11 protein-coding genes are annotated in these 18,202 nt (G+C 54.2%); 10 read left to right on the top strand and 1 reads right to left on the bottom strand.

All coding sequences use genetic code 11. The features are described 5' to 3' along the window. Positions 1–8 precede the first annotated feature (8 nt). The 3 genes from GYMC10_RS18250 to GYMC10_RS18240 are packed head-to-tail and all read left to right on the top strand — an operon-like array spanning position 9 to position 5,372. The gene (locus tag GYMC10_RS18250) at positions 9–776 is read left to right on the top strand and encodes an SDR family NAD(P)-dependent oxidoreductase (RefSeq protein WP_015735897.1); all 768 of its coding nucleotides are present in this window, start codon (positions 9–11) and stop codon (positions 774–776) included. Positions 777–784: 8 nt separating this feature from the next. After that, entirely contained in the window at positions 785–3,019 is a 2,235-nt protein-coding gene (locus GYMC10_RS18245; RefSeq protein ID WP_015735896.1) for a heparinase II/III family protein, read from the top strand. Then, the gene (locus GYMC10_RS18240) at positions 3,003–5,372 is read left to right on the top strand and encodes a DUF4962 domain-containing protein (protein ID WP_015735895.1); all 2,370 of its coding nucleotides are present in this window, start codon (positions 3,003–3,005) and stop codon (positions 5,370–5,372) included. Before GYMC10_RS18245 ends, GYMC10_RS18240 begins: the two co-directional genes overlap by 17 nt. A gap of 161 nt (positions 5,373–5,533) precedes the next feature. On the opposite strand, the gene GYMC10_RS18235 is transcribed toward GYMC10_RS18240, so the two are convergent. Beyond that, entirely contained in the window at positions 5,534–6,421 is an 888-nt protein-coding gene (locus GYMC10_RS18235; protein WP_015735894.1) for a helix-turn-helix transcriptional regulator, read from the bottom strand. A gap of 190 nt (positions 6,422–6,611) precedes the next feature. Between GYMC10_RS18235 and GYMC10_RS18230 the strand changes: the two genes are divergently transcribed. The 7 genes from GYMC10_RS18230 (at position 6,612) to GYMC10_RS18200 (ending at position 18,143) form a co-directional block, all read left to right on the top strand. Continuing rightward, positions 6,612–7,661 carry a Gfo/Idh/MocA family protein gene (locus GYMC10_RS18230; RefSeq protein ID WP_015735893.1) on the top strand — a complete coding sequence of 350 codons (1,050 nt, stop codon included), beginning with the start codon at positions 6,612–6,614 and terminating at the stop codon, positions 7,659–7,661. Between the two features lie 263 nt (positions 7,662–7,924). Next, positions 7,925–10,168 (top strand): helix-turn-helix domain-containing protein, encoded by a 2,244-nt coding sequence (locus tag GYMC10_RS18225; protein ID WP_015735892.1) that lies wholly within the window; start codon positions 7,925–7,927, stop codon positions 10,166–10,168. 440 nt (positions 10,169–10,608) lie between these two features. Next, positions 10,609–12,234: an extracellular solute-binding protein gene (locus GYMC10_RS18220; RefSeq protein WP_015735891.1), complete on the top strand. Its 1,626-nt coding sequence runs from the start codon at positions 10,609–10,611 to the stop codon at positions 12,232–12,234. Positions 12,235–12,318: 84 nt separating this feature from the next. Continuing rightward, positions 12,319–13,221: an ABC transporter permease gene (locus tag GYMC10_RS18215; protein WP_036660881.1), complete on the top strand. Its 903-nt coding sequence runs from the start codon at positions 12,319–12,321 to the stop codon at positions 13,219–13,221. Positions 13,222–13,247: 26 nt separating this feature from the next. After that, positions 13,248–14,123: a carbohydrate ABC transporter permease gene (locus tag GYMC10_RS18210; RefSeq protein WP_015735889.1), complete on the top strand. Its 876-nt coding sequence runs from the start codon at positions 13,248–13,250 to the stop codon at positions 14,121–14,123. 25 nt (positions 14,124–14,148) lie between these two features. Next, the gene (locus tag GYMC10_RS18205) at positions 14,149–15,924 is read left to right on the top strand and encodes a hypothetical protein (protein ID WP_015735888.1); all 1,776 of its coding nucleotides are present in this window, start codon (positions 14,149–14,151) and stop codon (positions 15,922–15,924) included. Continuing rightward, positions 15,921–18,143, top strand: a complete 2,223-nt coding sequence (locus tag GYMC10_RS18200; RefSeq protein WP_015735887.1) for a glycoside hydrolase family 105 protein — start codon at positions 15,921–15,923, stop codon at positions 18,141–18,143. Before GYMC10_RS18205 ends, GYMC10_RS18200 begins: the two co-directional genes overlap by 4 nt. Positions 18,144–18,202: the final 59 nt, after the last annotated feature.

Here is an 18,202-nt window from a genome sequence, read left to right as displayed (position 1 = left end):
GGATCAACATGCAAATAAATCTATCGGGTAACGTCGCTTTAGTCACAGGATCTAGCGGAGGAATCGGTCGGGCGGTTGCCATCATGCTGGCGAGAAGCGGAGCCAAGGTAGCGCTGAATTATCTGAACAGCAAGGAGGCTGCCGAAGAGGCCGTTGCCGAGATCCGGGATTTTGGCGGCGAAGCCCATGCTTTTCGCGCAGACGTTGCGCAAGCAGAACAGGCGGAGGCGCTTGTGGCGGAAGTGGAAAAGGCGTTTGGCGGACCGGTAACGATTCTGGTTAACAATGCGGGGCATTTGGTCCAACGGCTGGCAAATGCGGAAATGACCGAGGAGCTCTACGCCAAGATCATGGACGTCAATATGAAAAGCACGGTATTCGTGAGCAAAGCGGTCATTTCGGGGATGAAAGCGGCCGGTCAAGGCCGCATCGTGAACATGACCTCCGTTGCGGCGCACAACGGCGGCGGACCGGGTGCTAGCATTTATGCAGCAAGCAAGGCTGCCGTCCTGAGCTTTACCAAAGGCTTGGCGAAGGAGCTTGCTTCAAGCGGAATCAATGTGAATGCCGTATCCCCCGGCTTTATCGGGCAAACGGCGTTTCACGCGACCTTTACCCCGGATGATGCGCGCAAAGCTACCATTCAGGGCATTCCGCTTGGACGAGAAGGCACGCCGGACGATGTCGCCGGCTCCGTGTTGTTTCTCGTCTCGGGGCTGTCTTCTTATATAACAGGTGAGACGATCGAAATCAACGGCGGCATGTTCATGCGATGAGGGATTGGATGAAGGTGAAGGCGAAGCTGAACTCGTATGCGTGGGGCGTGCAAACGATCGATATCCTGAAGGCCGAGCTGGACCAAGTAATTGACCGGAAGCTGGATGTTCCCCTCGAGCCCGGCGGCTGGTGGCACCAATTCGTTTGTCCCGAACATCACACGGAGCTGTTGTTTGATCCTCTGGAAGCCGACGGCGGCACCTTTCGCTGTCCGTATGGCTGCGAATGGAAAGGAGAACCGTATCGGGGAGCATGGCTGGTATTCAAGCATCAGGCCATGGCCCGATATGCTCTGCAATCCGCCGCCGTCTATGCGGGCACGGGGGAGAAGGTTTACGCCGATCTTGGAAAAAGGCTGATCGTTCGATATGCGGAGCAATTTCCGCTGTATCCTGTCCACCCGGATGCGCAGCCATGGATGCTGAAAGGGAGAGCATTCCATCAGGCTTTAACCGAAGCCATCTGGGCAACGACGCTTCTTCGTGGATATCTGCTTCTGCGGGATGAGGGCGTATGGTTTGATGAGGCGGATCTTCGGAAGATTGACCGGTTCCTGCACATGCTGGAGAGCAGCATGACGGAATATCATCATATTTTGTCCCGGGAACGCGGAAATCCTGAGAACAACTATACCGCTTGGCTGATCGCCGCTTTGTTCTGTATCTATGCGGTGCAAGGCGAAACGAAGAAGCTGAAGCAGCTGGTTGAGCAGGAAGGCGGGCTGCGCCATCATCTCACCATTGCCGTCAAGCCCGATCAGCTTGAATTTGAAGGCAGCATTTACTATCACGTATTCGTGCTCCGTGCTTACCTGATTGCTGCGGAAATGGGGAGCAGGGTTGGTGAAGAGCTTTTTTCCCTGAGAGGGGAGCAAGGCCAATGCATGCAGGGAATGTTATCGGTCCTGGTTCGATTATCAGACCCAAACGGCTTCTTGCCTTCACTTCACGATGGTCCTTATCGCAGGGCCCCATTCGCGCGAGAAATTGCGGAAGTTGCGGAGATCGGCTTATCCGTATTTGGGGATAAGAGCTATCGACGATTGCTTGGCCATGCATATCGGGAACTGAATGGAGAAGCCGGCAGAATCGGCATGCTGGAGGCACTGCTGTACGGCACGGGATCATGGGATGGCCGAAACGGTATGGCGGCTCCCGGCATAAGGAACTCGCCTATGTTGAAATCGGGCGAGATATGGGAAACGGGGGATATTATCGAAGTACAGGTCACCCGTGAGGTCCCAAGACCGGGAGACGCTATGCAAGCAGATCGTGATCTGACAGCTCATGAAGCGGGGGGGATCGCAGGCGGTAACTTAAATCATGCCGACGGCGAATCGCGTAATTCCGTTTTTCTTCCTCACAGCGGGTTCGCCCTGTTAAGGACGAACGATCCCCAAGGCCTTCAAGCGCTGATTGATTTTGGCCCCCATGGCGGTTCGCATGGTCACTTTGATAAATTGAATCTGATGATTCATGCCGGGGATCAGCCTCTTTCGCCAGATCGTGGAACTGTACCTTATGGATCGGTTCTGAAAAAGGAATGGTACCCCCATACTGCCTGCCACAACACCGTCTCCGTAGGCGGCCGCTCGCAGAATCCGGCCGAAGGCAAATGCATGCGGTATGAATCCGCTCCAAACCGTTCCTATATTTGGGTTCGGGCCGATGAAGCCTACGATCATGGCATTCTGGACCGGCATTTGATCATGGCGGAAGATTGGCTGCTGGATTGGTTCGAAGTGGAATTGGATGAACCGGCCGCCGTGGATTGGTGGTTTCATTACGTCGGCATAGGGCTGCTTCGCCAAGCTTCGGATGAGGTTCAGTACAGCGGGTCGGCGGAACCGGGAAACGAGGACGGACGCGCATACGTAAAAGAGCGCTCCTCTAATGTATGGTCCAGAGACGGTATGCAGGTTGACCTTCATATCGCTAACGAGTCAGGAGCGCTTGCGGTAGCATCCTTTGCCACCTTTGAAGGAACGGTATGCTCACGAGTGGAATCACCTGGGCTAGCTGACGATCCCAGCCGTCCCATGGAAGGAATCCGGCTTCACCGATTGGATTCGAAAGCCCGCTTCATCGTCGTTTATCGTGCCGGAAATGAGCCGATATCCTTGCGATGGACGCATGCTGCGGACGGGGATTGGCTCCATCTGTCGGATGGGAGGACGACAAGAAGCTTTACAATGACCAACAACGGGTTGAAGGAGAGGGTGCTCGATGAAAACCTTGTTTGAACCGAAAAGCGGATTATTGTCCGTGCCGTATCAACCGAACGAAGGGAGTAAGCTTCTCGAGAATCCTCCCCGTTTCACCTGGATGCCGGGACAGCTTGAGGACGACCGTTATATGCTGCAGATCTCGACTTCACCCTCGTATGAAACGGGGGCCACGACGACGATATCGCCGATTCCCTATAACTTATACACTCCGGATCGACCGCTGGAGCCGGGTACTTATTATTGGCGCTATGCCTTGCTGACCGGTGAGCAAGTGGAGGATACCGCGGACTTGGAGCATAACCGTTCTTCTTGGAGTCAATCCCGAATGTTTCATGTCCCGGAGGGGCTGCCCGAGACTCCCCTGCCTGGCAGAGCGGAAAGGTACGAACGCACACATACCGGTCATCCGCGGTTATGGTTGGACGAAAAGGGGATTGAGGCGTTCCGGGAAGGTCTCCGCAAGGATGAAGATTACTGCGGCTGGCAGGCCTTTTACGAGAGATCGGTCCTTCCATGGGTGAATAAGCCGCTAATCCCGGAACCGGAGCGTTATCCGGGCAACAAGCGCGTCGCGAAGCTGTGGCGACAAATGTACATGGATTGCCAGGAAACGCTCTATGCCATCCGGCATTTAAGCGTGGCAGGAGTTATATTGCAGGATGATGCTTTGATAGCCAAAGCGAAAACGTGGCTGCTCCACGCGGCCCGTTGGGATACGGAGGGAACAACGTCCCGCGATTACAACGATGAAGCCGCTTTCCGCATGGTCGGGGCGCTTGCCTGGGGGTACGACTGGCTTCACGATTACCTCGGCGCTGAGGAGATTGATCTCGTCAGGGGCGCCTTGCTGCGCCGTACCGAGCAGGTGGCCTTCCATGTGATGGAGCGCTCGAAGATCCATCATGTCCCTTACGACAGCCATGCGGTTCGTTCGTTATCCTCGGCTCTGGTCCCAGCCTGCATCGCCTTGCTTCATGAAGAAGCGAGCGCGCGGACATGGCTGGATTACACGCTGGAATACTACGCCTGCCTCTACTCCCCATGGGGCGGAGAGGACGGGGGCTGGGCAGAAGGGCCGCTCTATTGGACAACCGGCATGGCATTCGTGATCGATGCGCTCAATCTCATCCGCAATTACGTAGCGATCGATTTTTATAAACGTCCGTTTTTCGGGCGCACCGGCGATTTTCCGCTATATTGCAGCAGTCCGGATACGATTCGGGCCAGCTTCGGCGACCAGTCCTACCTTGGAGAACCTGTCAGCCTGAAGACGGCCTTCAATATTCGCCAGTTTGCAGGCATTACGGGAAACGGGCTGTATCAATGGTATTTCGAACAAGTGGCCAAATCCGATACGGATGCCGACTCCAAATTTTATAATTACGGCTGGTGGGATTTCCGGTTTGACGATATGCTGTATCGGCATGACTTTCCTCAGGTGGAAGCCGTTCCTCCATCGGATACCGTTCCCTTTGCCTTATCGGACGCTTCGGAACCCAATGAAGGGGCCATTCAATCCGTCAAATGGTTCCGCGATATTGACTGGGTGGCGATGCATCACCGGATGGATGATCCGGATGAACACATCATGCTGCTTGCGAAGAGCAGCCGATACGGCTCGATGAGCCACAGTCACGGTGACCAGAACGGCTTCCTGCTGCACGCATACGGCGAGCCGCTGGCTATCGAGAGCGGGTACTATATCGCCTTCGGCAGCACGATGCATATGAACTGGCGTAGGCAGACACATTCGACGAACAATATTCTTATCGATGGCCATGGTCAGTATGCGGGAAAAGACAAGGTTCTCTGCATCGAGGCCAGCGGCAGGGTGGAGCAAGTCGATGCTGCAGCAGGCTTCGGGTACGCCCGCATGAATGCAACACAGGCCTATCGGGCGAATGTCCCCTACCTGGAGCGATATGTGCGCGAAATCTATTTCTTCGACGAATCTTATGTTGTGATCGTGGATACGGTGGACCTTGCCAAGCCAGCCAGTATCGAGTGGCTGTTCCATACCTTGAACCGGATGAAGCTGTCGGGGCAGACCTTCCGAGTGATGGGCAGCAAAGCGGAGATGGAGGGGCGATTCGTGTACTGCTCCTCAGGCGATCTATCGCTGAATCAGCATAATCAATTCACCGGCGTCGATCCCGAAGAGATCGAAGGGCTGGATAACCAGTGGCATCTGCATGCGGAGACGAAGTCAGCTTCAAGCCATCGCATCGCGACTCTCCTGGTGCCGATGAAAGTGGATGAGAGTAAATACGTCTCGTATTTTCTGGACGATCAGGACCATGGGGTTCATATCTATTTCACGAACGAGGACGGGAACACCAGGAAAGTGGAGGTGCCCAAGGCGTATTAAGTGGGGCTTCGCCGATACGATAACGAATGCCAAAAGACTCAACATACAGCAGCCTTTGCTGGAGTTGAGTCTTTTAATATTTAGGAAGCATGGTGCCAATTTATCATCGTACAGGGAGCAGCTTGAAATAACAGCTAAGCAATCAGGATCAACTCGCAGCTTTATATCATTCTTGCCTGGGAAGGCGTCATGCCCTTGTACTGTTTATACAGCTTGGTAAAATAATTCGGGTTGCTGCAGCCGACGATGCCGGCAATTTCCGTGATGGTCAACGTCCGTTCGCGAAGCAGCCGTTCCGCTTCATTCATCCGGGTCAGGTTGACGTAATCCACGAAGGTGCGGCCCGTTAAACGCTTGAACATTTTGCAAAAATGAAACGGATTCAAACCGACTTCCGCAGCGGCGGCCTCCACCGGCAATTTCTCGCCGATGTTGTTCTCGATATGCTGTATCAGCTTTTTATAACGCTCCCGATTCGCAAAATAAGGCTCGTGCGTTTTCTCCGCGAGCTGTACAGGCATGAATGTGCGCGCCAGCAGAACGAACAGGGTGTACAGCTTCGACTTGGCAATAAGCTCATAAGCCGGTCGGCGGACGGCAAGCTCTTCAATGACTTCATCCAGCAGCGGATAGCAATCTGCGCCAGCCGGGTCACTCTCCGCAGGCTTGACGGGAAAACGCAGCCGGCCTTCCATATATGGAGCGACATAACGCGAGTGAACAGGATCATGAAGAGAATCGTTAAACAGGGATGCATTCACCACGACGCAATCAAACCGCACATCGCCATCCTCGAGGGCATAACCCACATGCAGACTGCCGCCCGGGATGATGATGAACTCTCCAGCCTTAACGTCATATGGGGTGGTATCAATATGGAAGACGGCGCGCCCTTGGCGCATGCATAGGATCTCAAAATGCTCATGCCAGTGGAGATAGAGGATGCAATCCTTCGTTTTGGCACCGGGACAGAGGTTATGAAATACCTGTACGGGATACGCCTTATCGCCAAGCCTGGTATTCTCATGAAGCTCTCTAGGATAGGACATACGAATTCACCTCGAACCGCAAGATAAGAGTGGTATTGCACAAGGTTGTATAGAGATATTGTTGTGTATCGCCATTATAATGAAGTTGCTTCATCTACATTAAGCCAATATCGGAATGATTACAACCACTAGGCAATGAATTGAAAGCGGTTAATCAAACGATGACGTATTCAGGGGGAGTAATGGAAATATGACCACGGCGTTTAAAGTTGTTATCGCGGGATGCGGGAGCATGGCGAATACTTGGGCGGATTATGCAAAAGGGCGGGAGGACGTTGAAATCGTGGGTCTCGTGGACATTCAGGAGACTTTCGCGAAGGCATTTGCCGATCGGCACGGTCTTTCCTGTCCGACGTATGACAATATTAACGATGCACTTGCTTCAAGCGGTGCGAATATCGTATTCGATGTGACCATTCCCGCCAGCCACTATGGGATTAGCACGGCTGCGCTGAAGCACGGGTGTCATGTATTCAGCGAAAAACCGTTAGCAGAATCGATGACGGAATGTCTGGATATCGTGAAGCTGGCAGAGTCTGCAGGCAGAACCCATGCCGTCATGCAAAACCGCCGATTTGATCCGCGAATACGGGCATTTAAAGCTTTGATCGATAGCGGAGCGATCGGAAAGCCTGGATTCATAGGGGCGGATTTCTTTCTTGGCGCGCATTTCGGCGGATTTCGGGACCTGATGGACAGTCCCCTGCTGCTTGATATGGCCATTCACACCTTCGATCAGGCCCGCATGATCAGCGGAGCCGATCCGGTATCCGTATATTGTCAGGAGTTCAACCCGCCCGGTTCCTGGTACGCCGGCAATGCGATGGCGATATGCATCTATGAAATGTCGGACGGCTCCGTGTTCAATTACCGCGGGTCCTGGTGTGCCGAAGGCGCTCAAACCTCCTGGGAAGCCGCCTGGCGCGTCACGGGAGAGAGGGGAACGGCAATCTGGGACGGACATGACGAGATCTATGCGGAGGTCGTGGCGGAAGGGGATCAATCGGGAAGCTTCATTCGGAAGTATGAGCGGATCGAAGGCACGCTGCCTGCCATGGCGAAGACCGGACATCATGGCTGCCTGGAAAATATGTTTCACGCACTGGAAGCCGGCATCAAGCCGGAAACGGACTGCAGCGACAACGTATACAGCATGGCGATGGTGCTGGCTGCATTGGAAAGCGCCAAGACCGGACGGAAAATCATGATCTCGGAGTTCATGAACGGAATGGGCGTTTAATCTTGGCTGAGGAGTACTCGAAACGTATCCTGCCTCTGAGTTCGAATAGCTTTGCAGTTACGGGCGGGTCGTGAACATAAGCATAGAAGAAGTCGCGATCATCGCGGCTTTTTTTATTGTAACAATGGATGTCCTCGTTTTAATGCTTTATAAGCGTCCTACTTTCGAAGACAGCCCTCTTTCAGGGAGGGACACGGACATGCTACAATATAGCACAAGCATAAGTAAAACGCTTAACCTGGAAGAGAAAGGAATGACTCTTTTTGCAGCAAAACTGGTACCGCAAGCTGCTTCTCTCCTATTTTCCCATATTCCTCATCACGATTACGATCCTGGTGTTTCTTTCATTCATCATGTTTAATGAGGCCTCGCGCGAAGAGGCAGCCAAGGCGAACGGAATTTCCACGCGTTTTATTATGGAAGATCTGGATCGTTCCATCAACGCGATCGAGATGAACGTGCTGAACGAAGTGGAGACGAGTGCCCTATACTCAAGCTATCTGTTCAGCAACCCGTCATCCGACCAAAATTTGATGTACTCGCTTGTCAAACGTCTCCGCGGGTTACAATCGGGCAGCGACCTGATCGAATCGGTCTATTTATACCGTCATTCGGATCAGTCGGTGTTGACCACCAGCGGCCAAAGCCCGCTCTCGACTTTTCCGGACCGTTCTTATATCGAGTTTGCCGTGAAAGAGCACGACTACCGGGGGTGGTCCGCCGTTCGATCCATGACGGGACTCGGGGAGAACGAACCAAAGCAGGTCATCTCCATGTATAAAAATTTGCCGCTTCCCTTCGGAAGCCAAGGGCTGCTCGTCATTAACGTAAGCATGTACCGGGTGGAGCAGATGATCAATCCGATGATAAATGACAGCGTTTCCTTTTTGAATATTTTGGACTCCAGCGGAGATCTCATATTTGAAGCATCCCAAATCGGAGAGGATAAGCGGGCCAAAGAAGGCAAGGTGCTGACGACGCTGCAATCGGATCAGCTGGGATGGACTTTTGAAAGCGGTCTCCGGGTCGGGCAGCTCTATGCCTGGGTGTCGGTCGTGTCCTACATCTGGATCGTGATCGGCTTCGTAACCGTGGTGCTTGCCGTTATTTATATCGTCTATGTTACCAGGCGGAATTATCAGCCGATCAAAGCCATGATGAACCGCATCGAGTCCATTCAGCTCAACATGCCCCAGGCCGCCAAGGATGAGCTTTCCATGATCGATAGTGCGCTTGAAAGCCTGATCAGCCGGTCCATGGACTATGACAAAAAGCGGCACGAGAATCTCCAGCTTCAGCGCAGCCAGCTGTTCATGGATCTGATCAGCGGGCAGAAGCCGGAAGAGGAACTGTTATCCCGGATGGCAGAGCTGACGCCGATGAAGCTGTTGGAACAGCCCGCGGGTTACGTCATCCTGCTCGGTGAAATCAATGATTACAGCGGTTTTCAGGATGTTCATACCGTCCGCGACCAGAACGTGCTGAAGTTTGCCTTGATGAACGTGTTTCAGGAGCTTGCACGCAATGCCGGCTTCAACAGCTGGATTGAATGGATCGCCGGCAGCCGCGTAGGCATTCTGATCGCGCTTACGGAGGTGAAGGAGGAGACGCGTGCTTCCCTGATCCGCGCAGCTGAGGAATGTCGGAGCTGGGTCGAGGAAAAGCTTCGTTTGTCGGTGAGGTTCGGGCTGGGCAGCACGGTTGCCGGGCTGCATGAAATAGGCGCTTCGCACCAATCAGCCTCCGAGGCGCTCGGCCACAGGCTGGCGATGGGCGATCATGCCGTGCTGGTCGGCGACGAGCTGCCCCGGGGAGATTTAAGCCGCCTGCTTCCTTACCTGAATGAAATTTCGGAGCTGGTCAAGGACTTTCGATTAAATAATGAAGGCTGGAGAACCCGTCTGAAGGACATGTTTGTTTCATTCAAGGCAGAGCGTCTGAAGGACGATACGATCCGTTCTCTGGTCAACAGCATGCTTCAGCTGCTGGCCCGGGAGGTCGGTGTGTTATCCGACGAGCTGAGGAACCAGCTGTCGGAGGGCAGGGAGCATGTACTGGCCGGAGCCGCAACCTTAGAGGAGCTGCAGAGCAGGATCACCGATCAGTTGACGGAAATTTACCGCACCTATGTTGCGCTTAGCGAAACCAAGAGCTACCGTGCCATGATCAGCGAGATGAAGCACTATATAGAAGAGCATTTTGACGATCCGAATTTGTCCCTGAAACATCTGAGCGACCGTTTTCAGATTTCCGGAAAATATGCAAGCTATCTGTTTAAGATGGAATACGATATGAAATTCGTGGATTTCCTCGTACAGCTGCGCATGAAGCGGGCGGAGGAGCTTCTGGCGCAGACCGACCTCTCGATACAGGAAATTGCGGAGAAGATCGGATACGCCAACTCCATTACCTTCGGGCGGGTGTTCAAACGGACGTCGGGTGTGACGCCGGGCGACTACCGCAAGCTGCAAATGAAGCCTGCGCCGGGGACGGAGCTCGGATCCTAGAAAGCGCTTCGATAACGAAAACGGTTTATGATTATAGTTTATCCAGAAACGGGTGCAGAAGTTTCCGGCCGGAAGCAGCACCCGTTTCGTATTTTCTAGAGAATGTCGGTATGCGTACCGAATGCAACGGGTTATGTTAAAGGATTCTGCAAACGGAAGAAACACCGGATATATCAAGCATTAAAGTCATGATTAGAAAACGGTTTAGATAACGAAAATTGTCATTTCTCTACGTTGAAACCTTGTAACGAAGCTGGTTCTCACGTTTGGAATTTGGTTTATTGTCATCCGTTTGCCCTTGAGGCATACTGAGAACACCCGAGAGGTTAAGCGCTTACATTACGTGGACCGAAGCAATTCGGATGAATCCGCAGCTTTCTATCATGAATAAGATCGGCGCAAATCGGCAGGGACATAATCCAAATAGAAAAGGGGATGTAATGATGGCAGCAAGCAAGAAAACATGGGGCAAGCTCGCAAAGCTCACGCTCGTCATGCTGTTGGTCGGAACAGTTGTATTATCCGGGTGTTCCTCAGGCTCTGGCAGCAGCAACAATGCTTCGGGCGGGGATTCCGGCTCCAATGACGGCAAGCAGATTACGCTGAAGGTCGAAATTTTTGACCGAGGCAATACACCGAAGCCTTATACCATCACCGACAGTTATCTTACCCGATATATCCAGGACAACTTTGGAAACCCTAACAACATTAAGATGGAATTTGTACCGGTCCCCCGTTCCGAGGAGATCAAGAAGCTGAACGTTCTCATGGCCAGCGGCGGCAATGTGCCGGATATCGTATTTACGTATGACACGCCGACCTTCAACCGCTACGCAGAGCAGGGTGGATTGACGGAACTGACGGATTTGATCAACGAGCACGGTCCGAATCTGAAGGAATTCCTCGATGAGGACGCGATGAGTTACGGCCAGTACATGGGCAAGCAGTTCGCCGTTCCCGGCAAACGGGCCTTCCTTGGCAAGTATTCTTCCTTTATCCGCGCCGATTGGCTGGAAAAGCTCGGCATGGATGCGCCTCAAACGACCGATGAGCTGTACGCGGTCTTGAAAGCTTTTAAAGAAAAGGATCCGGGCGAAACCGGCGGGAAGGTCATTCCCTTCGGCATGACGATCGAACCGGCTCAGTACGATCCGCTGATCTGGTCCTTTATTCAGCCGACTACGGAAGAACAGAAGTACACGCTGCTGCAAAAGCTTGGAGCCAACGACTATCCGACGCTGCTTCCGGGCTTTAAGGATGCGCTGCAATTTTTCAACAAGCTTTACAACGAAGGGCTGATCAGCCGCGACTTCAGCTTGGACGAAGACAAGAAGCAGTTGACCCAGGACGTGACCAACGGTCTTACAGGCTTCCTGACGGAGGATTATCCGAACATGTACTACGCGGACGGCACCTATGACACGCTGCTCAAAAACCAGCCGGACGCCAAGCTTATGCCGATTGATCCATTTACCAACTCCGAAGGCAAGCATGCGAAGCCGGAATACGCTCCAAACGGCATGTACATCATGATTCCGAAAACAAGCCAACATGCTGTAGAAGCGATCAAATACTTGAATTGGATGGCTGACCCGGATAATCTGCTGGCGCTGCAAAACGGCGTGGAAGGCGAGAACTACATAATGGTGGACGGCATTCCCGTCATGAAGACCGACGCTCCTCAAGAGGTGATTGACCGGCTTTACAACAGCGGCGACATTGCCATTATCGCCAACGGTAATTTTGTAGGCGACGAAACGCAGAACCGGGAGAAACTGACAACCAACTTCCCGGAAAAGTTCCAGGATCTGCATCGCAAGGCCGTGGAAATCTCGGCAACGGATACGTTTAAGCCGGTCAATTTCGACCGTCCGATCGAGGCTGAGGCGAAATACGGCACGAACCTGCAGGCCAAATACGAAGAGATGATCGTGAAGACGGCCATGGCGAAACCGGAAGATTTCGAGAAAACATTTGAAGCGACCATGAAGGATTACATGGTCAGCGGCGGCCAGGCGATTCTTGATGAGCGGACCAAAGTTTATCAGGAAATGCAACCCAAGTAAACCAGCGGGAAAAAGGAAAGGACGGCTTCTTCAAGAGGCCGTTCCTTCGCTCCCGGCGTCATGAGCAAGGAGAGGATGATACAGATGAGAGGAACCGTTTACCTGCGCCGGTACTGGCAATTATACGCACTGCTTGTTCTGCCTTTGGTCTATTTCATTATTTTCAAATACGGCCCGATGTGGGGCGTACAGATCGCCTTTAAGGACTTCAACTTCTTCCAAGGAATCACCGGAAGTGAATGGATTGGACTGGATGCCTTCCGCGAAGTTTTCCAGACCCAGGATTTTTATAAAACCCTCCGCAATACGCTGATGCTCAACCTGCTGGACCTTGTGGTATCATTTCCGGCGCCCTTGATTCTCGCCATCATGCTTCATGAACTTAGAATCCAGTGGTTTAAACGTTTGTCCCAAACGATATTGTATATTCCCCATTTCATTTCATGGGTTATCATAGGCGGCATCGTATACCAGGTGTTCGGCACGCAATCCGGCATGATCAACAACATGCTGATGGCGCTCGGTTTTGAATCGGTACCTTTTCTAACCGAAAAAAACACGTGGCTCATTACGTACCTCGCGACGGGGGTGTGGCAGAGCGCCGGCTGGGGAACCATCCTCTATCTGGCTGCCTTGACCGGCATCAACAAGGAACTGTTTGAAGCGGCAGAAGTGGACGGAGCGGGCAGGTTCAAGCGCATCTGGCATATCACGTTGCCGGGCCTGAAAACGACGATTGTGACGCTCCTCATCATCAACCTCGGCAATATGATCTCGATCGGCTTTGACCGTCCGTTTGTCATCGGCAATAAAGCGGTCATGGATTATTCCGACGTACTGAGTACCTATGTGTACCGGACGGGTCTGGAATCCGGGCAGTATACCCTGGCTACTGTGGTCGGCCTGTTCCAGGCTGTCGTCGGGCTGGTCTTTATCCTCGGCGCCAACTATGCATCCAAAAAACTGACGGACGAGTCCATCATTTAACGTTTTTGCAGAAAGGAGATTCACTCATGAGCGAGCGTGTGTCGAACCGTGTATTTGATTCCGTAAACATGATCCTGCTGGCGGTTTTCGTACTTCTCTGTCTGGCCCCTTTTTTCCATATTATCGCGATTTCCTTCAGCTCCAACCGGGCGGTCACGTCCGGCGAGGTGACGTTGTTTCCGGTGGAGTTCAGCCTTCAGGCTTATCAATCCGTATTCTCGGATTCCAGCATGATCCGTTCTCTCGGCTTTACGATTATGCTGACGCTGCTGACGACGGTGCTGTGCATGGCCATGACGATGATTGCCGCTTACCCGTTGACAAAAAAGAAGCTGAAGGGCCGCAAAGTGTTTATGTTTATCATCATCGTGACCATGTTCTTCAGCGGGGGCATTATCCCGGAGTACATTCTTGTGAAGGACCTGAACCTGCTGAATACGATCTGGGCGCTTGTCCTTCCGGGGCTGATCAGTCCGTTTTATCTGATTATCCTGATCTCCTTCTTCAACGGAATTCCGGAAAGTCTGGAGGAAGCGGCCGAGATCGACGGTACGAGCCAAATCGGAACGATGCTTCGAATCATTCTGCCGCTGTCTTTGCCGGTCATAGCGACGCTGAGCCTGTTCTACGCGGTCGGGCGCTGGAACGGATTCCAGGACACGCTGCTCTATATTACGAAGGAAGAGCTGTATCCGCTGCAGCTGAAGCTGTATCAGCTGGTACAGAACAATATGATCACGGATTTGACCCGCAACGAGGGACCGGCAGCCGGTGTCAGAGCAACCACGGAAAGCCTGAAAGCGGCAAGCGTCGTATTTGCCACGGTGCCGATTCTTGTTGTGTACCCATGGCTGCAGCGTTACTTCGTCAGCGGCGTGATGCTGGGTGCCGTGAAGGGCTAAGGATGATGGATATTAGGGGGATCGTATGATGGTGAACAGGGTTTTTGAAGTCAATGACAGCTGGGTGCGGGAGGGGATGGACCGCCAGATCTTAGAGGAAACGCATCGCTGGCACGGCGGGGTCCGCACCATGGAGAACGGTTTGCCATCGCCCAACCATAACACAGGGACGCCGACCGCCATGGCGATATGGGCAGCAGCACTCTGCAATCCGGCATCCGCATATTACCGCGATAAGGAGCTGGCACATAGGTTTGCGCTTTCGGCCCGTTATATGCTTGCGGCTCAGCACGGCGACGGTACGATTTCGCCCGGCTGGACGAATTTCCATTCCCCGCCGGATACCGCCTTCGTGGTGGTTGGATATGCGCAAGCCGCACAGCTGATTCTGGCTGACGGTTGGGCAGAGCTGAAGGGAGCGGCTGCGGATATGCTGCTGTTTCTGGAACGCACCTTGCCTGCGCTGATTACCGGAGGCTGCCATACGCCGAACCACCGGTGGGTGATTTGCGCGGCACTAGGCTTCTTGAATGAGCTTTTTGATTCGCCGGATGCTTTGAACAGGACGAAGGAGTGGCTCGCCGAAGGCATGGACGCCACCTTGGACGGAGAATGGACCGAGCGCAGCAACGGGATCTACAACGTCGTCAGCGACGTCATGCTGATTCACGCGGCCAGGCTGCTGAAGCGTCCGGAGCTGCTGGTACCGGTACGGGCCAATCTGAAGATGATGACTTATTTGGTCCACCCGGACGGGGAAATCGTCACGGAATATTCCGGACGGCAGGATTATGGTCACAGTTTTGATATGTCGGGGTACTTCCTGCCGTCTCTGATGATGGCTTCCCTGGACCGCAATCCGGTATTTCAAGGGATGGCGGAACAGTCGCTGTCTCTGCTGAAACATCCCGGCGGAGCACCGACCAACGCAGCCGTTCGGCTGCTCTTGGATCCGGGGCTCATGCACGAGGGTGCAGAGACAACGCCCATGCCGGAGCATTACCGCGTCGTACTGAACGGCGAATTTCCAAGAGAGCGCTACTTGTCCGGATTTGCCGGTGCCGGCCATCACGGCGTTATCCGATACAGCCGGATGCACACGGATTTTGGCGCTCCGGTTGCGCGAATCCGTGAGGGCCGCACCAGCGTGACCGTGAGCACGGAGATGTCTTCCTTCTTTTCTCTGCGTCATGGAGCGGCTCGCCTTCTCGGCGTGCAGTTCGCTTCCTATTTCGACCCCGGCTTTGTCAAGATGAGCCGGCTGACGACGCTGGAGCAGGGATACCGGTTATCCGGCGAACAGGAAAAAGGCTATAACGGGCCGGTGCCGGAAGCAGCTCTGCCTCAAAGCGCAAAGGAAGGCGTCAGCCCTTGGTATCTGCTGCCGCATCAATCTCGTCCGCAGACGCATGTCCAGCGGCACAAGGTGGAGGTGGAAGTGGTGGAAGCGAGCGACGGCTGGAAGCTGGTCATTTCCTCGACAGAGCCGGAGGAGGTCGTGTCGCAAATCTCGCTGATTTTTCCGGCGGCCGGCAGCCTAAGCGGCGGAGCGCTTGCTCCAGCAGAAGGGGATGTCCAATTCTGGATGGAAGGGAATATTCGTTACGAGATGGACGGCGATTGGTTGGAAATCAGCGGGGGCGGATTGCAGCACACGGCGACTGGCATTCGGGAAGCAGCTTATCCGCCCGGCTTCCGAACGCTGCTCCTGAATGTGGTGACCCCCTTCGTGAAGGAGATTCATATCAAGCTTTCGCCAGCGGCAGGGCTTGATCGAACGGAAAGGGGAGAATCGTCATGACGAGCTATATCGAAGCCCGGGAAAGCATCCGGTATTGGATGGGCGACGATGATGCCATGATACTGAAGACGATCGCAGGACGCTATATGGGGGCAAATCCGGAAACTCCGTTCGCGCTGCGGCCGTTCGCCGAAACGGGCATTCTACAGACCGAGGAAGGATATTATGACTTCAACTTCGGCGACCGGTTCCGGGAAGCGAAGCAAGGGGAGGCCGCCTACGCCCTTGGTCTGGTGTGGTGCGACGATGAACGTTCGCTGGATGCCGCGATCATGCCGTTTAGCCCGATGCGCTTCTATCTGAACGAGCGGCTGATGTACCGTTCGGGTGCCGAGGACGAGATGAAGCCGGATGCAAACATCGTCATTCCGCTGGTGCTGAGCCCGGGCTGGAATTCATTGTTGATCGAGGTCCGGAGGACCGAAGCCGGATTCGGCTGCCGCTTCGGAGCGGTGGAGGGCAAGGTCCGCATTCTGCAGGTGCTGTCTCCTTTTGCAGAGCGGGAGGACACCGCCGGTTGGGCATATGCCGGACCGCTGGCTGCCGGCACGCTCGGCGAAAGCGGCGTCTTTCCGAACGCTCACGGGACCGAAGAAGAGACCGGCATGGATTGGCTTCCGCGCACAGCCTGGAGTGAGGGGGAAGCGGATAAACCGAACTTCGAGAGGATATTCGGCCTGCCGGAGGCACCGGCTGTCGGGTATGCATGGAGCCGGCTTAAGGTGCCTGCCGGCGTTGACCATGTTGAGTTCAAGGGCAGCGCCCTGGGCAGGACGGAGATCTGGATCGGCGATGATTCCGTCATGGACATTGAGGGGGGCGTCTTCGGTTGCAAGCTTCCCGCTTCGGCCTGCCGAGGGGATCTGTTGGTACGAAGCCACGGCGGGCCGTCGGGATGGGGGGTTGAGCTTCATGCCTATACTTCGCAGGGAGAGCTGGAGTTTGTGCTTCCCGTCCCGGTACAAGGCGCGCCGTCTCCGTGGATGTATGCCGGGCCGCTGGCCGCAGTGGAGGAGCAAACGCCGGAAGAGGTGTGCTCGGTCAAGAGACTGTTTCCGCGTGCGGACGGCCGCGGTTTGACCGGCTGGTCCCTGGATGCGCCGGGTTACCGGGTCAGGCCATTCTATGAGAACGCCATGCTGAGCAACAAATGGACCTCCGGGTCCGCCACCAATTTCGGGCGCTGGGACTATCCGCTCGGTGTCACGATGTATGGACTTCTTCAAGCATCGCGAGCGCTGGGGCGGCCCGATATCGCGGAATATGCCCGGGCGCATATCGACATCTGTACCCAATGGTACGAATACGCCGTCTGGGACCGGGATACCTACGGTTTTCCGTCCGTGAACCATCAGCTGGTGCTGATCAAGATGCTGGATAACTGTGGTTCGTTCGGCTCGGCGATGCTGGAAGACAATAAGGTAAGCGGCAATCCGGAAGTTGTAAAAGTCGCGGAGGACATTGCGGATTTTATGATGAACCGCCTGGAACGCCGGGAGGACGGCGCTTTCTATCGTCTGTGCGTTTCGGAGTATTCCGCAGATTCGATGTGGGCGGATGATCTGTACATGAGCACACCGTTCTTGTCACGCTACGCCGGGATGACAGGCGATTCCTCCTATCTGGACGAAGCGGCCAGGCAGTTTTTGAGGTACCGGGAGTATCTGTTCATGCCGGAGGAAGGCGTGATGAGCCACGTATTCGATTTCAAATACGGGAAAGCGACCCGAATTCCTTGGGGGCGTGGAAACGGATGGAGCCTGTTCTCCTTATCGGAACTGCTGGAACGTTTGCCGGAGGATCATAAGGACCGGCCTGCGCTGCTTGAGTTTTTCCGTAAATTGTGCGCCGGAATTGCTTCTTATCAGGGGGAGTCGGGACTCTGGAAGCAGGTTATTACCGATTCGGAAGCTTACGAGGAAGCTTCCTGCTCGGCCATGTTCGCCTATGCCTTTGCCAGAGGCGTCCGGTTCGGTTGGCTGGAGGAACCGGCACCTTTTACCGATGCAGCCATTCGAGCATGGCAGGGGTTGACCGAGAAGGCCATCGACCGTCACGGCAGCGTGCACGGCGTGTGCAGCGGATCCCGTTATTCATTCACCGGGGATTATTATAAGCATGATCTGCTCACGGTGGTCAATGACAACCACGGGATCGGGATCATGATGCTGGCGTGCGCGGAGATCATGAAATTGAAAGGCATGCTGAACGGCAAGTAAGGCATACACTTTCATTAAAGCGCTTAACCGTTAACTGGTTAGGCGTTTCGGTACGATGA

The organism is Paenibacillus sp. Y412MC10 (assembly GCF_000024685.1).
Taxonomy (GTDB): domain Bacteria; phylum Bacillota; class Bacilli; order Paenibacillales; family Paenibacillaceae; genus Paenibacillus_AQ; species Paenibacillus_AQ lautus_A.
This window is presented reverse-complemented; position numbering and strand designations above follow the sequence as displayed.

Bases quoted from the DNA above. Each gene is read 5' to 3' on its own strand.
- GYMC10_RS18250 (WP_015735897.1), top strand. From the start codon at position 9: ATGCAAATAAATCTATCGGGTAACGTCGCTTTAGTCACAGGATCTAGC.
- GYMC10_RS18245 (WP_015735896.1), top strand. From the start codon at position 785: ATGAAGGTGAAGGCGAAGCTGAACTCGTATGCGTGGGGCGTGCAAACG.
- GYMC10_RS18240 (WP_015735895.1), top strand. From the start codon at position 3,003: ATGAAAACCTTGTTTGAACCGAAAAGCGGATTATTGTCCGTGCCGTAT.
- GYMC10_RS18235 (WP_015735894.1), bottom strand. From the start codon at position 6,421: ATGTCCTATCCTAGAGAGCTTCATGAGAATACCAGGCTTGGCGATAAG.
- GYMC10_RS18230 (WP_015735893.1), top strand. From the start codon at position 6,612: ATGACCACGGCGTTTAAAGTTGTTATCGCGGGATGCGGGAGCATGGCG.
- GYMC10_RS18220 (WP_015735891.1), top strand. From the start codon at position 10,609: ATGATGGCAGCAAGCAAGAAAACATGGGGCAAGCTCGCAAAGCTCACG.
- GYMC10_RS18215 (WP_036660881.1), top strand. From the start codon at position 12,319: ATGAGAGGAACCGTTTACCTGCGCCGGTACTGGCAATTATACGCACTG.
- GYMC10_RS18210 (WP_015735889.1), top strand. From the start codon at position 13,248: ATGAGCGAGCGTGTGTCGAACCGTGTATTTGATTCCGTAAACATGATC.
- GYMC10_RS18205 (WP_015735888.1), top strand. From the start codon at position 14,149: ATGATGGTGAACAGGGTTTTTGAAGTCAATGACAGCTGGGTGCGGGAG.
- GYMC10_RS18200 (WP_015735887.1), top strand. From the start codon at position 15,921: ATGACGAGCTATATCGAAGCCCGGGAAAGCATCCGGTATTGGATGGGC.